The organism is Geojedonia litorea, from assembly GCF_042654525.1.
In the GTDB taxonomy this organism is placed as follows: Bacteria; Bacteroidota; Bacteroidia; order Flavobacteriales; family Flavobacteriaceae; genus Geojedonia; species Geojedonia litorea.
In genome coordinates, this window is sequence record NZ_JBHSGP010000014.1 from 342,999 (window position 1) to 361,708 (window position 18,710).

Genomic DNA, 18,710 nt, shown 5'->3' on the forward strand with positions numbered 1-18,710 from the left:
TTATTTAATCATTTTTTTAACGCCAGACAATAGCATCGCTGCAGCTGCGCCACAGATTAAAATATAAAATGCTATTAAGCCTGCGCCTACCATATGAGATTCGCCTTCAGTTGCTGCAATTCCGTTATAAAAATAATCTCCAGCATCAGAACCGCTAGATAATACATATGATATAACCAATACAGCAGCAAATGCTCCTACTCCTACTAACGTATTTTTTAGAGATCCAGTATTTGTAAATAAATTTTTAAGAACAAAAAATAAAACAAACACTAATGTTAATCCTAAAATAATATATGCTACATATGCAATTGGATCTACTGAAGCGTCGTCTCCTGCTTTAATAGCCTCATCTCCAACAGAGATGATTCTAATTAAAAAGACAATGCCAATTAGCCCAAGTACAGCAGCTACTATTTTTAATATTTTGTGCATAATTTTTTAAATTATTGTGGTTTATTTTTTGTTTCTAATCAATAAGTCCATTAAGGTAATAGACGCGTCTTCCATATCGTTTACAATGCTATCGATTTTAGCAATAATATAGTTGTAAAAAATTTGAAGTATAATTGCCACAATAAGACCAAATACTGTTGTTAAAAGTGCTACTTTAATACCACCCGCTACTAATGACGGTTGCATATCTCCTGCAGCTTCAATTTTATCAAAGGCTTGAATCATACCAATTACTGTACCCATGAACCCAAGCATCGGTGCCAATGCAATAAATAATGAAATCCATGATACGTTTTTCTCTAATTGTCCCATTTGAACACCTCCATAGGCTACAACCGCTTTTTCAACAGCATCCAAACCTTCGTCGGTTCTATCTAATCCCTGATAAAATATCGAGGCAACAGGCCCTTTAGTGTTTCTACAAACTTCTTTTGCAGCTTCAACACCACCAGAAGCCAAAGCATCTTCAACACTTTGTGTTAATTTTTTAGTATTAGTTGTTGACAAGTTTAAAAAGATAATTCTTTCAATTGCAATAGCTAGTCCTAATATAAGACATAGTAATACAATTCCCATGAACCCTGGTCCACCTTCAATAAATCGTTTTTTCAATTCTTGGTGAAACCCAAGTTCTTCAGCAGGAGCTGGAGTCTCTTCGTCTTGAGTTATTGTTGCAACCGTTGTTGCTGTTGTTGTTGTGTATGCGTTAGCATTAACAGTTCCGAAAGCCATGATTCCTGCTATGGCTAGGATAGAAAATAGTCTTTTCATCGTTCTTAATCTTAATTTTATTAGTTAAAGTGTTAAAGATATAAAAAAATTACAATTAAAAAATAAAAATTACAGCAGAGAGGAAGGGATTCGAACCCTCGATACGCTTTTGGCGTATACACACTTTCCAGGCGTGCGCCTTCGACCACTCGGCCACCTCTCTGTAACTTGTTTTTTAATTATGGTGGGTCAAATAACAAAAAATTATTGAGAGCCTAAAATTTTATTCGTTAATTTTAAAACATTTCTCCACGCAGTGAAGTTTCGAAAATGGTTTTGAAGGTTTTAGCCGAAATTTTTTCTCCCAACATATACATAAGTTTGGCCACCGCTGCTTCAGATGTAATATCTTTTCCTGAAACTACACCAATGGATTTAAGTTTTGTACTAGTTTCGTACTGACCCATAATGACACTTCCACCAGAACATTGAGTTACATTTATAATTGGTGTCCCTTTAGCAATAGTATGAGACAATAAATCAATAAACCATGGCTCTGTAGTTGTATTACCGGCACCATAGGTTTCTAAAATGACGCCTTTAATAGTATTGGCATTCAAAATAGTTTCTAATACTACTTTGGAAATCCCTGGAAAGAGCTTTATAATGACAATATTTGTGTCAAAAACTTTGTGCACCACCAGTTTTTTTCGTGTGTTTGGCTTAAATAGATATTCGGTATTTACTTTTAAGTGTACACCAGACTCCGCCAGATGTGGGTAGTTTAAAGATTCGAAAGCTTCAAAATGCTCTGCATTTATTTTTGTAGTCCTGTTGCCACGGTATAGTTTGTACTCAAAATATAATCCAACTTCTTTAATAACTGGTTTTCCATTTTGATGTAATGCAGCCATTTGAATTGAAGTAATTAAATTCTCTTTGGCGTCTGTACGCAAATCTCCGATAGGCAGCTGTGATCCAGTTAAAATCACTGGTTTAGCCAAGTTTTCTAACATGAAACTCAAAGCTGAAGCCGTATAACTCATGGTATCACTTCCATGAAGTACAACAAAACCATCAAAAGTGTCGTAATTAACTTCAATTAATTCGGCAATTTCTAACCAATACCCTGGATTCATGTTAGAGGAATCGATTGGATGTTTAAATGATTTAGTGGTGATTTTACAATCTAATAGCTTTAACTCAGGAATACGATTTAACAGATTTTTGAAATCGAATGCTTTTAAAACCCCAGTATTTGGGTCTTTGATCATCCCGATGGTTCCACCAGTATAGATTAATAATATGTTGGGCTGAATATGGTTCATATTATATTAAAAACTAAAGTACAATGTTTCAACTTATATGGATTAGAAAATTTTATCAAAGTATTAAACACCAAATATGTCTTTAGAGTTTTGAGTTGTAATTTCGGCAATTTTTTCTTGCGGAAGTTGGTATAGCTCAGACAATTTTTCTAACACCTTAATTATATATGCACTTTCATTTCGTTTTCCTCTATACGGCTTTGGAGCTAAATAAGGAGAATCGGTTTCTAGGACTATATGTTCTAAAGGAATTTGATTAATGAACTGATCTAAACCTCCATTTTTAAATGTTACAACTCCACCAATTCCCAATTTCATATTAAATGAAAGTGCTTTTTGGGCCTGGTCTAAATTTCCAGTAAAACAGTGAAAAATTCCAAAAAGATTATCGCTTTTTTCTTCTTCTAAAACTTCAAATATCTCATCGAATGCATCTCTACAATGAATCACAATAGGCAACTTATATTGCTTTGCTAATTGAATTTGATGTTTAAATGCTATTTTTTGAATCGCCAATGTAGACTTGTCCCAATACAAATCTATACCAATTTCTCCAATGGCATAGAAATGTCGTTGCGCTAATTGTTCTTCAACATGCTCTAGCTCTTCTCTATAATTTTCCTTTACAGAAGTGGGATGAAGCCCCATCATTAAATATATATGGTCAGGAAAATTAGATTCCAAAGTCATCATAGCTTGAGTATATGAAGCATCAATAGCAGGGATAAAAAATCGTTTGACTCCAAGGTCCAAAGCCCGCTTAATCATGAGCGATCTGTCCTCATCAAAAGCTTCACTATATAAATGTGTATGCGTATCGGTAATTAACATGGCACAAAAATAGGAGTTTTTACTTGAACTAATTTTTAAAGAAGTGCAATAAAATCACCCTATATAATTACCATAGTCATTTGTTATTATATTATATCTTTACAATAATATTAACCTTCCTAATATCCATGACCCAGTTAAAAGAATTTCTCCTTAATAAAGGCTACACCAAGGTTAAATTGCATCTCACTAAAACCAATCATTTTGAAATAATAGCAACTCTAAATGGTATTAAAGGTCTTTTTATTTTAGACACAGGGGCCTCAAACTCATGTGTGGGTTTTGAAGCCATTGAAAGATTTAATTTAGAAGCTAAAGATTCTGAAATTAAGGCGGCTGGTGCAGGAGCTACGGATATGCTCACACAAGTGTCCAAAAATAACCAGCTTAAAATAGGGAAATGGAAAAAGGAAAAAGTTGCCTTGATTTTGTTCAATCTTACCCATGTTAATACCGCACTAATTAGTCATAACTCAAAACCAGTTGATGGAATTATAGGTGCTGACATTTTAAAAAAGGCGAAGGGAATTATCGACTATGAAAAAAAATATCTCTATTTAAAATTGTAGTTGTAATCTTTATTTTAAATTGAAATCTAAGTATCTTTAAGGCTTAATCCTTCTAGAATAACCTTAAATGAATAATACAATTTTAATTGCAGACGACCATCCTTTAATTTTAAAGGGTCTACATGATTTTTTAGTTGAAAAAGAATATAACGTTTTGGCGAGTGCCAAAGATGGCAAAGAAGCCTATGAAATTATAAAGGACCAACAACCTGATATTGCCATTTTAGACATCAGAATGCCTTTTTTAGATGGTTTAGAGATTGCAAAAAAATGTCAAGACGAAGCACTTACCACTAAAATTATTTTAATCACTTTTGAAAAAGATGAAATTGTTTACCAGCAAGCAAAAGGGTTAAATATATATGGATACGTTTTAAAGGAATTTGCTTTAGAAGAAATTGAAAACTGTTTGAATTCGGTCCAAAATAACGTACCGTATTTTAGCCCAGAACTTATTGAATTTTTAGAGGTTGACGAATCTGTAAAAGCTCTTCACCTTTTAACCACCACCGAAAAAGAAGTGCTTCGTCTAATTTCTGAAAATAAAACCGCCAAGGAAATTGGAAAAGAAATGTTTATATCGAGCAGGACTGTTGAAAAACACAAGAGTCACATTATCAACAAGTTAAATTTAGAATCAAAAGCAAGTAGTCTATTTCTATATGCTAAAGAACACCAAGAATATTTGAATAAAAATACGTAGAACTACGTATTGTTTGGTATTGGTTTTGTGTTTAAATTTGTTATGCTATTAATTTATTTCTCAATAATGAGGAATGAAAGCTCTGAATTGTCATTGATTCAGAGCTTTTTTCATTACATCCCAATTTCAAATTTTTATTACTTTGATTTTAAAAATGTTAACCCTAAAAGACTAAAAAATACGTAGTTCTACGTATTGTTTGGTATTTGTTTATTTCCGAAATTTACAATGCTATTAATTAATTCTTAGGGGGAATTTTATATAAGCTCTGGATTGTCATTGATTCAGAGCTTTTTATCAAAGTTTATTAATTATCCTTAAGATGTCCCAAAACTACTAATTGTCATGAAATATAAGATCAGTCTTAACAATAGGCTTTTTATTGTTAGCCTTATAAGTATTAGTATTGTTATTATTGCTGTTAATATTATAGCAATTATTTTAGTTAGTTAGTTATTAAAAAAAAGCGCAACTTTAATAGTTGCGCTTTTTAATTATCCCTTTTTAATGACGATTAAAGTTCCAACGCCTTTTTAACATCATTATTCATAAGTAACTCAACTGGATTTTCTAAAGCTTCTTTAACTGCAACTAAAAATCCTACAGATTCTTTTCCATCAATAATTCGATGGTCGTATGAAAGTGCAACGTACATGATTGGTCTAATTTCAACTTTACCATCAATTGCAACTGGTCGCTCAACAATATTATGCATCCCTAAAATTCCACTTTGAGGTGGGTTAATTATGGGTGTAGACAACATGCTTCCAAACACTCCTCCATTAGAAATGGTAAAGGTTCCACCTGTCATCTCATCAACAGTAATTTGTCCGTCTCGAGCTCTAATGGCCAAACGTTTCACTTCGGCTTCTACCCCTCTAAAACTTAACTTCTCGGCATTTCGCATAACAGGAACCATTAATCCTTTAGGGCCAGAAACAGCTATACTAATATCACAAAAATCATAGCTAACCATTTCTTGACCATCAATCATAGAATTTACAGCTGGATATTCTTGTAAAGCGCGAACTACTGCAAGCGTAAAAAAGCTCATAAACCCAAGACCAACGCCATGCTTTTCTTTAAATACTTCCTTATATTCATTTCTCAATGCAAAAATAGGAGACATATCCACCTCATTAAAGGTAGTTAACATGGCAGTGGTGTTTTTTGCTTCCACCAAACGCTCTGCAACTTTTCGGCGTAACATTGACATTTTTTTACGACTACTACCCCTTCCGTCTGTATTAATTTCAACACCCATAGATGGTACTGCTTTAACAGCATCTTCCTTAGTGATTCTACCATCTTTTCCAGAACCTTTAACTTGATGAGCGTCAATCCCTTTTTCAGATAATATTTTTTTGGCCGCAGGACTTGCGCTGCCTGTTGCATATGTAGTTTCTCCTTGAGGTTTCTCTGATGTACTTACTGTATTCTCCTTCGCTTCAACTTTTTCAGTCGATTTTGGAGAAGTACTACCTTCAGGTTTCTCGGCACTAGTGTCAATAAGGCAAACTACTGCTCCTACTGCAACCGCATCACCTTCTTCAGCCTTTAAAGTTATTGTTCCACTTGCTTCTGCAGGAAGTTCTAGGGTTGCTTTATCACTATCAACTTCTGCTATGGCCTGATCTTTTTCAACATAATCACCATCTTCAACCAACCAAGTTGCAATTTCAACCTCCTTAATGGACTCTCCCGGCGAAGGAACTTTCATTTCTAAAATCATTTTACTAATATTTTAGTTTTATTTTATTGTTACTATTCATTAAATATATTGTCTATTACGCGACGTTGCCTGCTTTTATCTCTAGTACTAGAACCTGGAGCAGGTACTGCACTGTAATCTCTAGCTGCTACTTCTAGCTTAACAGCATCAAAACGCTGTAACATATAACTCCATGCACCCATATTTTTAGGTTCTTCTTGCGCCCAAACATAACGTTCAACATTTGGGTATCTATTTAAAACGTTTTGAATTTTTTCAGAATGCAATGGAAATAATTGTTCTATACGTATTAATGCTACATCATCACGCTCCAAAGTTTCACGTTCTGCCAAAAGATCGTAATAAAACTTCCCGGTGCAGAATACCATTTTTTTCACGTTTTCAGGAGCTATAGTATCATCAATTACCTCTTGAAATTTTCCGCCAGCAAGATCTTCGAGAGACGACACTGCTCTAGGATGACGTAATAAACTTTTAGGCGTAAACACAATTAAAGGCTTTCTAAACTCCCTTTTCATTTGTCGACGCAATAAATGATAAAAATTAGCAGGTGTTGTACAATCTGCAACAATCATGTTATCCTCTGCACATAATTGTAAATACCTTTCAATACGGGCCGATGAATGTTCTGATCCCTGACCTTCGTAACCATGCGGCAACAACACTACAATACCATTTTGCGATTTCCATTTATCTTCGGCGGCTGACATGTACTGATCAAAAATAATTTGTGCACCATTACTAAAGTCGCCAAACTGTGCTTCCCAAATTGTTAAGGTGTTAGGATTGGCCATTGCATACCCATAGTCAAATCCAAGAACGCCATATTCAGATAGCAACGAGTTGTAAATAAACATTTCGCCCTTATTATTAGGATTGATGTTGAGCAGATTGATACGTTCTTCAGAAATTTCATCTCTTAAAATGGCATGTCTGTGACTAAAAGTACCTCGTTCTACGTCCTGACCAGAGATTCTAACATTAAAGCCTTCTTCGAGCAAACTACCATAAGCCAATGTTTCGGCCATTCCCCAATCAAGAGTATTAGTTTCAAAGACCATTTGAGCACGTCCATCTAAAATACGTTCTGCTTTACGCAAAAACTTAACGCCCTCTGGCACTGTTGAAACTACTTTTGAAATATGCTCTAATTTATTTTTTGGATAGCCTGTATTAACTTCCTTTAGCATCTCGACTAGGCCTTTACGATCAAATCCAGACCAACGCTCTTCCATAAACTCCCTCACTTTTGAAGACACTGCTTCTTTAGATTTTTCGTATTCGCGTTCTAAAGTTGCTTTAAATTCGTCTTCAATTTTATTGACGTAAGACTGATCTATAGTGTTTTCTGAAATTAGTTTGTCTGCATAAATTTTGAATGGGTTATTATGTTTCGCTATAGCTTTGTAAAGTTTTGGCTGTGTAAATCGAGGCTCGTCACCTTCATTATGACCATATTTACGGTACCCCAATAAATCAATATAAACGTCTTTTTTATAACGCATTCTATACTCCAAAGCCATTTCAAGACCATGTACAACTGCTTCGGCATCATCGGCATTAACATGTAGCACAGGAGACAAGGTAACTTTAGCTACATCAGTACAGTAGGTACTGGAACGCGCATCTAAATAATTGGTAGTAAAACCTATTTGATTATTGACAACAATATGAATCGTTCCGCCTGTTTTATAGCCATTGAGTTGACTCATTTGAGCCACCTCATACACTATGCCCTGACCTGCAATGGCTGCGTCTCCATGAACAATAATAGGAATGATTTTAGAATCATCACCATTATAATCGTTATCAATTTTTGCTCTTGTGATACCTTCTGCAACAGGACCTACAGTTTCCAAATGAGATGGATTTGGAACTAAATTCATTTTTATGGACTTCCCGTTTTGATAGGTTTTGTTTAAAGTTAAACCTAAATGGTATTTTACATCCCCATCAATATTTTCGTCTTCAAAATCTTTGCCATCAAATTCACTAAAGAGCTCATTCATTGGCTTCCTGAAAATATTCACCAAAGTACTTAAACGCCCGCGATGTGCCATTCCTAATACACATTCTTTCACACCATATTTTTCAACAGCGTTATACAACGTATTACTAATTGCAGGAATTAATGATTCTCCTCCTTCAAGTGAAAAGCGTTTTTGACCAACATATTTGGTCTGTAAAAAATTCTCAAAGGTAACAGCCTGGTTAAGTTTGGATAGAATATACTTTTTTGTTTCAGCTGAATATGACGGATGATTATCGTTGATGTTTAGTTTATCCTGCCACCACTTAATTACTTCAGGTGTTCTAAGATACATATACTCAATACCAATAGAGCTACAATAAATACGATCTAAATGTGTAATGATTTCTCTTAGCGTTTGTGTCCCAATACCTAAAATTTCTCCAGCATTAAACACTGTATCTAAATCATTGGCAGATAACCCAAAATTCTCCAGATCTAACGTGGGCTCATATTTTCTGCGTTCACGAACAGGATTGGTTTTGGTAAACAAATGCCCTCGTGTTCTATAACCATCTATAAGTCTTACAACCTGGAATTCTTTTTGAAGTTGTTCTGGTATTTGGGTTGATACACCATCAACGATTTCTCCATTCATTCCATAACTCTCGCTACCAAAATCATAGCCTTGAAAAAAGGCTCTCCAACTAGGCTCTATTGCATCAGGATTGGTTAAATATTGGTCGTATAAATCAGCAAAATATGCTGTATGTGCTGCGTTTAAAAAGGAATATTTATCCATTATACTATGTAAGGAATTCTCGCTTCAATAAATTTTCACCAAAAATACAACTTTTACTAAAATTAGATATGCTTTTATTATATTTATAACAAACCTTTTTGAATTTATCTTGATATGAATTCCAGTATGTTACCCAAATCATTTTTAGTTCTAATCGCCTTTATTGGTCTACTTTTTCCTAAAGCTCTATATTCTCAACAAAATGACAACCAATTTTGGGATTATGTTCGTTTTGGAGGTGGCATTGGATTAGGTTTTGGAGATGGTTTTTTTAGTGGAACTTTGGCTCCTAGCGCCATTTATGAATTTAACCCTCAATTTGCATTAGGTGTTGGGTTAAATGGCACATATAACAAACGAAAGAATATTTATAAGTCTACTATTTTAGGCGGAAGTTTAATTGGATTGGTCAATCCTATTGATGTCATTCAGCTTTCTGCGGAATTTGAAGAACTTCATGTTTCTAGAAAATGGGACAACCGTTTGGGTTTAGAAAATGATAACTACTGGTATCCGGCACTATTTCTTGGCGCTGGTTACCGAGCACAAAATGTTGCTATAGGCATTAGATATGATGTTTTGTATGATGAAGCTAAAAGTATTTATGCTAATGCTTGGATGCCTTTTGTTCGCGTATATTTTTAAGTGTATTTATTCTTAAACCAAACCTTTTGCCATTCCCGCTGTAAAATCAAAAATGTAACCTGTTCTGATAAATACAGTGTATCACTTCCATCCAGAGCCTTAATTTTACTTTCTGAAACATCAATGATATAGAGTAAATTAAGGTAGTCTACAAATTTGTGTTGAATGAGCTTGAATACTGTTTCATGCAATAATAATTTCAAGCTACTTGGTAAGATTTCATCGTCAAAATCGAGGTCAATATTAGCATACAAAAAATCTTTATTCAATTGCCTAATGAGACTTTTGTACAAATGTTGAGAATGTGCAGCTTCAATTAAATCTTCAAATGTGGTTGGTAAATTCATCACTTCATTTCAGTATTTTGATGAATGTTCAAACTACTCTATTCATCAACTGTTCACCAAACTGTTTTAAAATTTCTTTACGATTTGGATCAACGTCTAAACTATCTAATGTTCTAAACGCTTTATCGCTAAAGGCTTTAATCTCATGTTGTGTAGCTTCAGCAGCTCCAGTAGCTATGAATATATGCTTTGCCGTTTCTATTTTGTCTTTAGAGTCACTCGGGGTAATACTGTAAAGATGCTGAAGCTCCATTTTATGATCTCCACTTGATAACTCTAAAGCTTTTAAATATAGAATTGTTTTTTTGTTTTCAATAATATCACCACCAACTTGCTTGCCAAATGTTTTTGGATCACCAAAAGCATCTAGATAATCATCCTGCAACTGAAATGCTATTCCCAAATTTTTTCCAAACTCATAAATTTTATGTTGTTGGTCAATGGAAGCTCCAGCTACAATAGCTCCCATTTGCATTGCGGCACCAACTAACACCGCGGTTTTTAATTCTATCATTTTTAGATACTCTGCAATTGTGACCTCATCATTAGTTGCATAATCGATGTCATATTGCTGGCCCTCACAAACTTCTAAAGCTGTTTTGCTAAAAAGCTGGGCTAACTTTTGAAATACTTCAGCATCATAATTTTCAAATAATTGATAAGCCAAAATTAGCATGGCGTCTCCCGATAATATGCCAGTGTTTAGATCCCACTTTTCGTGTACCGTTTCTTTGCCTCTTCGCAACGGCGCATTGTCCATTATATCGTCATGAATCAATGAAAAATTATGAAATACTTCAATACTCAAAGCAGCGTTTAACGCTTTTTTATAATCACACTCAAATATTTCGGCAGTCATTAAAGTCAATACAGGCCTTAAGCGTTTACCGCCTAATTCTAAAATATAAGTGATTGGAGAATATAGTGAAGCTGGTTCTTTATCAAATTTATAATCATGTAAGTAGGCTACAAAAGCTTCTTGATAAAATTGAATGTTTCGCATGGCACAAAAATAAAGTAAATGCCTTGATTTATACAACTTATTAGCACAATGTTAAAAAAACATTAAAACTTTGGAAACTTTTTGTGTTTATAAAGTTTCCTGTCGTAAATTTGCGCCCTTATGAGAGAACAAATTATACATCAATCTGCTGATCTGTTTTTAAACTTTGGATTTAAAAGCGTTACGATGGATGATATTGCCGAAAAAATGGGCATATCAAAAAAGACTATCTATCAGCATTTTGAAAACAAAACCAAACTTATTGAAGCTACTACCATGTATCTGTTTGAAATTATTTCACAAGGTATAGATGGTATTTGCGCATTAGAGAAAAACCCAATTGAAGAAATCTATGACATCAAACGATTTGTCATGGAGCATTTAAAGGACGAAAAATCTTCACCGCAATATCAGCTTCAAAAGTATTATCCAAAAATTTTCAAGTCATTAAAACAAAAACAATTTGAAGTCATGCAGGGCTGTGTAACCGATAATCTTAAACGCGGGATTGCTCTTGGGTTATATCGTTCATCACTTAATGTTGACTTTACATGTAGAATTTACTTTAACAGTATGGTTTCTCTAAAAGACAAAGAACTTTTTCCTTTAAATAATTTTTCGATGAATGCACTTATGGACCTGTATCTGGAGTATCATTTAAGAGGCATTTGTACCGAAAAAGGCATTATTATGCTCAATCAAATAATTTCAAATCAATCATGAAACATTACACTATACTATTAGCCTGTTTCTGGCTTACTGCTATAGGATTTTCACAAAACCCTTCAAATCAGTTTAGTCTTCAAGAGGCCATAGATTTTGCCCTAGAAAACAATCGAACGGCCAAAAATGCAGCTCGAGATATTGATGCAGCAAAACAACAAAAATGGGAAACCACAGCCACCGGACTACCACAGATAAGTGCATCGGTAGACTACCAAAATTTTCTTAAACAACAAGTGTCCTTGATTCCTGCCGAATTTTTTGGAGGAAATCCAGGCGAGTTTGCCGAAGTTACTTTTGGCACCAAACAAAATATGAACGCTACCGCAACCTTAACGCAAAAGTTATTTGATGGCTCGTATTTAGTAGGCCTACAATCTGCTAAAGTATTTTTGGAGATTTCTCAAAATGCTAAAGTCAAAACCGATTTGGAAGTAAGAAAAGCTGTTATCAATGCTTATGGAAATGTGCTTTTAGTAGAAGAAAGTGTTGTAATACTAAACCGTAATGTTGAAACTTTACAAAAAAATCTTGATGATATTACTGCCATCTATAATAATGGCTTTGAAGAAGAAGAAAGTGTTGAGCAATTAAAAATCACTCTGTCTGGGGTTAAAAGCGCCTTAAGTAATACCTCACGCTTGAAAACATTAGCTTATCAAATGTTTAATATCACCTTGGGTTTGGATGTAAATCAGGACACCGCTTTAACTGATAATCTAGAGACTTTAACCTTACAAAATCTAAATTTAGAGTTACTACAATCTGAAACAGATGTAGAAAACACTATTGATTACCAAATAGCAGAGAACGATAAAACCGCTAAAGAACTTCTGTTGAAATTGGAACGAAGTAAAGCATTACCAACATTGGATGCCTTTATAAATGGTGGATATTCTGGCTTTAGTGACTCTTTTACCTTCGCTAAAAGTGAACAGCAATGGTTTGGGTCTTCATTATTTGGAGTGAGTTTAAAAATTCCAATTTTAAGTTCCGGAATGCGAACTGCTGCAACACAACGTGCAAAAATAAATCTAGAAAAAGCAGAAGACGATTTAATTGAAACAGAACAGAAACTGCAGTTTGAAATTGCCTCGGCAAAGAGCAATTATCAGTTCGCCATTGAAGATTTTGAAAACAAAAAGGAAAATCTATTGCTTGCTGAACGCATCGAAAAAAAGAATCAAACCAAATTTTTTGAGGGTGTTTCTTCTAGTTTCGATTTAAGACAAGCGCAATTACAATTGTACACCGCGCAACAAGAGTACCTACAAGCCATGCTTGATGTCATAAATTCCAAAGCAGCTTTAGAAACAACATTGAATAACATCATATTAGACTAGAAAAATTAGTAAACACTATAACATGAAACATATATATACACTTCCGTTAATCGCTCTTTTTTTGGTTGCCTGTTCAGGTGAAAAGAAAAATTCTGTAGAAAAGGTTTTAGAGAGCAATAATCTAGAATTAATCCGCGAGAAACGTGGTGAAATGGTGAATGAGCTTCAAGCCATTAACGATCAAATTAAATCTTTAGATGACAAAATAAAGGTTTTGGATTCTGCAAAGCATATTCCATTAATAACCACCTTTAAGGCTGAACAAGAAGTTTTTAATCATCTTTTAGAACTTCAAGGAAACGTGACTACAAAAGATCTTGTTGTAATTACTCCTGAATACAATGGCATTTTAACCAAAATCTATGTAAAAGAAGGACAACAAGTTAATAAAGGACAGGTTTTAGCTAAAATTGATGATGGTGGATTAAGCCAACAATTATTACAATTACAAATACAAGCCGATTTGGCCAAAACCACATATGAGCGCCAAAAGCGTTTATGGCAGCAGCAAATAGGTAGTGAAATTCAATATTTACAAGCCAAGTCCAATTATGAATCACAACTGGGAGCAGTGAACCAAATCAAGAAACAGTTAGCTAAAACAACGGTTACAGCTCCATTTTCAGGGACTATCGACGATGTCATCACAGAACAAGGCAATGTAGTAGCAGCCGGGCAAACACCTCTTATACGTCTCGTTAATTTGAAGGACATGTATATAGAAACCGAAGTTCCTGAACGCTATATCGCAGATGTGGTAGAAGGAAAATCAGTAAATGTTGAGCTGCCCGTATTGGATAAAACAATCGACACAAAAATTCGTCAGGCAGGTCACTTTATCAATCCTGCAAACCGCACGTTTAAGGTAGAGGTTGCGATTCCAAATCAAGATAAATCCATTAAACCCAACTTAACAGCTAGGCTAAAAATTAATGATTATACTAATGAACAAGCCTTATTGGTTCCGCAAAGTATTATTTCTGAAAATGCTGATGGCGAGCAATACATTTATGTTGTTAAAGACAAAAACAGCAAAGATGAAGGTGTCGCCAACCGAGTAATTATAAAAACCGGTCGCACCCAAGGTGATGTTATTGAAATTCTTGAGGGCATTGAAAATGGCGCTGAAATCATTCAGGAAGGCGCCCGAAGTGTGAAAGATGGACAAACCGTAAAAGTGATTAACTACTAAACCAAACAACCATGACTAAACAGAAAAAAAAGGTCGATAAGGAATTTGGTTTATCGTCCTGGGCTATCAACAACAAAACCACGATGTATGTGCTCATTTTGGTAATCTTTTATTTAGGTATAACTGCTTTTTTCAGCATGCCTAGAGAAAACTTCCCTGAAGTGAATGAAACCAAAATTTATGTGAGTTCGGTTTTTCCAGGAAACACTGCAGAGGATATCGAAAAATTAATTAGTGATCCTTTAGAAGATAAATTAAAAACAGTAAGCAATGTGGTTGAGATCACCTCTACATCACAAGAAGACTATTCAATGCTTATCGTAGAGTTTGACGAAAACATCACCGTTGAACAAGCCAAACAAAAAGTTAAGGATGAGATAGATTCTGAAACCTCGGGAGAAGATTGGCCGACCTTTAATGGTGCCAAAGTAGAACCCGATGTGTTCGAATTAAGCATGTCTGAAGAAATGCCCATCTTAAATATTAACATTTCGGGTGACTATCCCGTTGAAAAACTTAAAGCGTTTGGCGAATATCTTCAAGATGAAATTGAAAATCTTTTAGAAATCAAAAAGGTTGATATCCGTGGCGCACAAGACAAAGAGGTTGAAGTAGCTGTAGATATTTACAAAATGATGGCCGCTCAAGTTACTTTTAATGATATCATTAGCGCTATTAATGGAGGAAACGTTACGATGTCTGCCGGTAATTTAAAAGCTAGCGGTCAGCGACGTACCATTCGAGTTTTAGGTGAAATAGAATCACCTTCAGAATTAGAGAATTTTGTTGTAAAATCTGAAAACGGAGATGCCATCTATCTTAAGAATGTAGCTACCATAACTTTTAAAGAAGAAGATAATACTACTTTCGCACGCGAATATGGTGCCCCAGTAGTGATGCTCGATGTTAAAAAACGAGCTGGAAAAAACATGGTTGCTGCGGCTGAACAAATTCAACAAATTGTAAAGAATGCTAAAGACAATGTTTTTCCTGCAGATTTAAAAGTGTCCATTACTAACGATCAATCTTCGGTAACAATTGGCCAAGTTGATGATTTGGTTAACAATATCATTTTTGGGGTTATACTTGTTGTTACGGTTTTAATGTTCTTTTTAGGATTTAAGAATGCCATATTCGTAGGGTTCGCAATACCTATGTCCATGTTTATGTCGCTCATGATTTTAAACCTTATTGGCTATAGTTTAAATACCATGGTTTTGTTCGCATTAATTATGGGATTAGGAATGTTGGTTGATAACGGAATTGTAGTTGTAGAAAACGTATACCGACTTATGGATGAGGAAGGTATGAGCCGAATACAAGCCGCTAAAAAAGGAATTGGTGAAATTGCATTTCCGATTATTATTTCAACATTAACAACAGTAGCTGCTTTTGTCCCTCTTGGTCTTTGGCCTGGTATTATGGGAGAATTCATGAAAATCTTACCTATTACCTTATCTATAGTATTAGGATCTTCATTGTTTGTAGCTATATTTTTTAATTCGGTATTGGTGTCTCAATTCATGAATATTGAAGACAAAAACATGCCCTTAAAGCGCATCGTCAAAATGACGATTATTATGGCGCTACTAGGAATTTTTGTTTATGTTGTTGGAGGTGAATATAGAGCGCTTGGTACACTCATGGTGTTTACCTCCATTATGCTTTGGGTTTATAGACTGTTTTTACGAAAATGGGCTAATAATTTTCAAAAGCATACTCTGGTAAAACTCGAAAACTGGTACGAACGTCAATTACGCCGTGCATTAACTGGAAGAAGACCTTATAAATTAACAATAGGCATCTTTGGTCTATTAATACTTGCCTTTGTGGCATTTGGGATATCCTTAGACCAAAAACGAACTAAAGTTGAATTCTTCCCAGACAATAAACCAAATCAAATCATTGTCTATATAGAATATCCACAAGGAACAGCCATTGAAAAAACCAATGCCATCACCAAAGAAATCGAGCAACGTGTGTACTCGGTTTTAGATGACAGCCAATATAAAGATGGAGATTATAACTTCTTGGTAGAAAGTGCTGTTTCACAAGTTGGTGAAGGGGCCGGAAATCCGCAAACCGATGGTGGATCATCTGCCGAAATGCCTCATAAAGCTAAGATCACAGCTTCAATGAGAGAGTTCAAATACAGACGTGGTGAGGACAGTGAATTATTACGCCAAAAAGTACAAACCGCTTTAGTGGGTATTTATCCTGGTGTATTAATTTCTGTTGAAAAAAATATGGATGGTCCTCCGGCAGGTGCTCCTATCAATATAGAACTTCAAGGTAAGGACTATAATGAACTAATTGCTACCGCTGAAACTATGCGTGAATTCATCAACAGTAAAAATATTCCCGGTATTGATGAACTCAAAATAGATGTGAACAAGGACAAACCAACGATGCGCGTGACCATTGATCGAGAAAAAGCTGGTGAATTGGGCGTTAATGCATCACAGGTTGGACAGCAGCTACGCAATTCTATATTTGGATCTAAAGCAGGCATTTATAAACATGATGGTGACGACTATGATATTTACGTGCGCTTTAATGAAGAAAATCGTTATAACACGAGTGCCCTATTTAACCAGAACATAACATTTAGAGATAATACTGGAAAAATTAAGGATATTCCTATTTCGGCCATTGCCAAGCAAGAAAACACCTCTGGATTTAGCGCCATTAAGCATAAAGACACTAAGCGTGTAGTTACGGTTTATTCGGCATTGGCACCTGGTTATACTGACGCTGGGGCTATTGTAGCTCAAATTCAAAATGAAATGAAAAGCTACAGCGGCTTGCCCGATACTGTTCAGATTGATTATACCGGACAAATTGAAGAGCAAAATAAACAAATGGCCTTTTTGATGACCGCCTTTTTCACCGGCTTGGGACTCATATTTTTTATACTCATTTTTCAATTTAATTCGGTTTCAAAACCTGGTATCATAATGCTGGCTATTTTATTAAGTTTTATTGGCGTATTTGGAGGTATCGTGTTAACTGGCAGCGCTTTTGTTATTATGATGACCATGGTGGGTATTATATCATTAGCAGGAATTGTAGTAAATAATGGAGTAGTATTATTAGACTATGCGCAACTTTTAATAGATCGTAAGAAAAATGATCTAGATATTGATGCCTCGGACTATTTAAGTACCAATGATCTTTTTGAAAGCATTGTTAAAGCTGGTAAAGCACGTTTAAGACCAGTATTACTAACCGCAATTACGACTATTCTGGGTCTAATTCCATTAGCCATTGGGTGGAATATCAACTTTTTCACGCTTTTCAAAGATTTCAATCCTAATATTTATATTGGCGGTGATAACGTAGTTTTTTGGGGCCCATTGGCTTGGACTGTGATTTATGGTTTACTCATTGCTACATTCTTAACTTTAATAGTTGTACCAGTACTATTTTTCTTAAGCATGAAATTTAAAATGTGGCTTCGAGTTAAATTGAGCTGATCGACTATTTAGTGGTGAATTTTTAAAAGTTTTAATAGTATCTTTACTTTTAGAAAATCTTGAATATCAAATGCTAGAAACGTTATGGAATGTGCTACCATATGTTATAGTAGATCGCATTTTTTTCCAATGCATTTACATCCAGACCTTATCACTTTCTCCTATATATTAGGAGGAAGTGCGCGTTTGATATTAAAAAATACCTCTATAACCTTAAAAGAAAATGATTTTGTGATCATCCCTCCTTATGTGGCTCATCAGACACAAATAAATGATTTTTTTTACTATAAAGTCATTCGGGTTCCTAAATCTTATTCATTCATAGAAGAGTCAGATGACTATTCAAGAGTTATGGTTATACCTAATGGAATGGTATACAAATCACATTTTGATACATGGTTTGATGCCGTCCAACAAGATCCTATTGATTTGTTAGACTCAAATGGATCACCTATTGAAGTACCAAAAATCTTTAAAAAGTTTTTAAGAAATAGTCCTTCAAATTCTAATAGATGGCAAGAGCTTTTAAAAACAACAATTATTCATTTTGAAACCAATTATAATAGACCCATTCTCGTAGAAGAACTTTCTGATTTAACCCATTTAAGTGATAGCCATTTACAACGATTATTTAAAAATAAAGTTGGTATTTCTCCTATGCGTTACCTCTTAAATTTAAGAATCGAAAAAGCCAAAGCTTATATTAAAACAAAGGATTCTTTTACAGATATTGCTTATGATACTGGGTTTTATGATCAAAGCCATTTTAATAAGTATTTCAAAATAAACGTTGGTATGACGCCTAAACATTACTCAAGGCTTATTAAAAATGATTGAATTTTACAATTTTAAATAATTAATATTGATGTACTTGCATAAA

16 protein-coding genes and 1 tRNA gene are annotated in these 18,710 nt (G+C 34.6%); 8 read left to right on the forward strand and 9 right to left on the reverse strand.

Features of this window, described 5'->3' with window-relative positions; genetic code table 11:
• From ACFO5O_RS09515 to ACFO5O_RS09535, 5 genes are all read right to left on the reverse strand, one after another.
• Positions 1-435, reverse strand: a complete 435-nt coding sequence (locus ACFO5O_RS09515) for a hypothetical protein (RefSeq protein WP_387963173.1) — start codon at positions 433-435, stop codon at positions 1-3.
• A gap of 21 nt (positions 436-456) precedes the next feature.
• The gene (locus tag ACFO5O_RS09520) at positions 457-1,227 is read right to left on the reverse strand and encodes a MotA/TolQ/ExbB proton channel family protein (protein ID WP_387963175.1); all 771 of its coding nucleotides are present in this window, start codon (positions 1,225-1,227) and stop codon (positions 457-459) included.
• Between the two features lie 75 nt (positions 1,228-1,302).
• Positions 1,303-1,390, reverse strand: a tRNA-Ser gene (locus ACFO5O_RS09525).
• A 73-nt stretch (positions 1,391-1,463) separates the two neighbouring features.
• A complete protein-coding gene (locus tag ACFO5O_RS09530; RefSeq protein ID WP_387963177.1) occupies positions 1,464-2,495 on the reverse strand; it encodes an asparaginase in 1,032 nt (343 codons plus the stop codon).
• Between the two features lie 63 nt (positions 2,496-2,558).
• A complete protein-coding gene (locus tag ACFO5O_RS09535) occupies positions 2,559-3,326 on the reverse strand; it encodes a TatD family hydrolase (RefSeq protein WP_387963179.1) in 768 nt (255 codons plus the stop codon).
• A 128-nt stretch (positions 3,327-3,454) separates the two neighbouring features.
• Here ACFO5O_RS09535 and ACFO5O_RS09540 point away from each other — a divergent pair, with 128 nt between their 5' ends.
• Together ACFO5O_RS09540 and ACFO5O_RS09545 are read left to right on the forward strand one after the other, a co-directional pair.
• Positions 3,455-3,895 (forward strand): retropepsin-like aspartic protease, encoded by a 441-nt coding sequence (locus ACFO5O_RS09540; RefSeq protein ID WP_387963181.1) that lies wholly within the window; start codon positions 3,455-3,457, stop codon positions 3,893-3,895.
• Positions 3,896-3,962: 67 nt separating this feature from the next.
• On the forward strand, positions 3,963-4,598 hold the full coding sequence (locus ACFO5O_RS09545; RefSeq protein ID WP_387963182.1) for a response regulator: 636 nt from the start codon (positions 3,963-3,965) through the stop codon (positions 4,596-4,598).
• Positions 4,599-5,112: 514 nt separating this feature from the next.
• Here the strand turns inward: ACFO5O_RS09545 and odhB are convergent.
• Both odhB and ACFO5O_RS09555 read right to left on the reverse strand, forming a co-directional pair.
• A complete protein-coding gene (gene odhB / locus ACFO5O_RS09550) occupies positions 5,113-6,330 on the reverse strand; it encodes a 2-oxoglutarate dehydrogenase complex dihydrolipoyllysine-residue succinyltransferase (protein WP_387963184.1) in 1,218 nt (405 codons plus the stop codon).
• A 32-nt stretch (positions 6,331-6,362) separates the two neighbouring features.
• Positions 6,363-9,101 carry a 2-oxoglutarate dehydrogenase E1 component gene (locus ACFO5O_RS09555; protein ID WP_387963186.1) on the reverse strand — a complete coding sequence of 913 codons (2,739 nt, stop codon included), beginning with the start codon at positions 9,099-9,101 and terminating at the stop codon, positions 6,363-6,365.
• Positions 9,102-9,215: 114 nt separating this feature from the next.
• Between ACFO5O_RS09555 and ACFO5O_RS09560 the strand changes: the two genes are divergently transcribed.
• Positions 9,216-9,746: an alpha-ketoglutarate decarboxylase gene (locus ACFO5O_RS09560; RefSeq protein ID WP_387963188.1), complete on the forward strand. Its 531-nt coding sequence runs from the start codon at positions 9,216-9,218 to the stop codon at positions 9,744-9,746.
• Here ACFO5O_RS09560 and ACFO5O_RS09565 read toward each other — a convergent pair.
• Both ACFO5O_RS09565 and ACFO5O_RS09570 read right to left on the reverse strand, forming a co-directional pair.
• Entirely contained in the window at positions 9,743-10,093 is a 351-nt protein-coding gene (locus tag ACFO5O_RS09565; RefSeq protein ID WP_387963189.1) for a hypothetical protein, read from the reverse strand. The two genes, ACFO5O_RS09560 and ACFO5O_RS09565, sit on opposite strands and share 4 nt — an antisense overlap.
• A 28-nt stretch (positions 10,094-10,121) precedes the next feature.
• Positions 10,122-11,096 (reverse strand): polyprenyl synthetase family protein, encoded by a 975-nt coding sequence (locus ACFO5O_RS09570; protein WP_387963191.1) that lies wholly within the window; start codon positions 11,094-11,096, stop codon positions 10,122-10,124.
• A 120-nt stretch (positions 11,097-11,216) separates the two neighbouring features.
• Here ACFO5O_RS09570 and ACFO5O_RS09575 point away from each other — a divergent pair, with 120 nt between their 5' ends.
• From ACFO5O_RS09575 to ACFO5O_RS09595, 5 genes are all read left to right on the forward strand, one after another.
• Entirely contained in the window at positions 11,217-11,819 is a 603-nt protein-coding gene (locus ACFO5O_RS09575) for a TetR/AcrR family transcriptional regulator (protein ID WP_387963193.1), read from the forward strand.
• On the forward strand, positions 11,816-13,162 hold the full coding sequence (locus ACFO5O_RS09580) for a TolC family protein (protein WP_387963195.1): 1,347 nt from the start codon (positions 11,816-11,818) through the stop codon (positions 13,160-13,162). Before ACFO5O_RS09575 ends, ACFO5O_RS09580 begins: the two co-directional genes overlap by 4 nt.
• Positions 13,163-13,184: 22 nt before the next feature.
• Positions 13,185-14,354, forward strand: coding sequence for an efflux RND transporter periplasmic adaptor subunit (locus ACFO5O_RS09585; RefSeq protein ID WP_387963197.1), 1,170 nt, complete (start codon positions 13,185-13,187; stop codon positions 14,352-14,354).
• Positions 14,355-14,365: 11 nt separating this feature from the next.
• Positions 14,366-17,830 (forward strand): efflux RND transporter permease subunit, encoded by a 3,465-nt coding sequence (locus ACFO5O_RS09590; RefSeq protein ID WP_387963199.1) that lies wholly within the window; start codon positions 14,366-14,368, stop codon positions 17,828-17,830.
• 84 nt (positions 17,831-17,914) lie between these two features.
• Positions 17,915-18,667 (forward strand): helix-turn-helix domain-containing protein, encoded by a 753-nt coding sequence (locus ACFO5O_RS09595; protein WP_387963201.1) that lies wholly within the window; start codon positions 17,915-17,917, stop codon positions 18,665-18,667.
• Positions 18,668-18,710 lie beyond the last annotated feature (43 nt).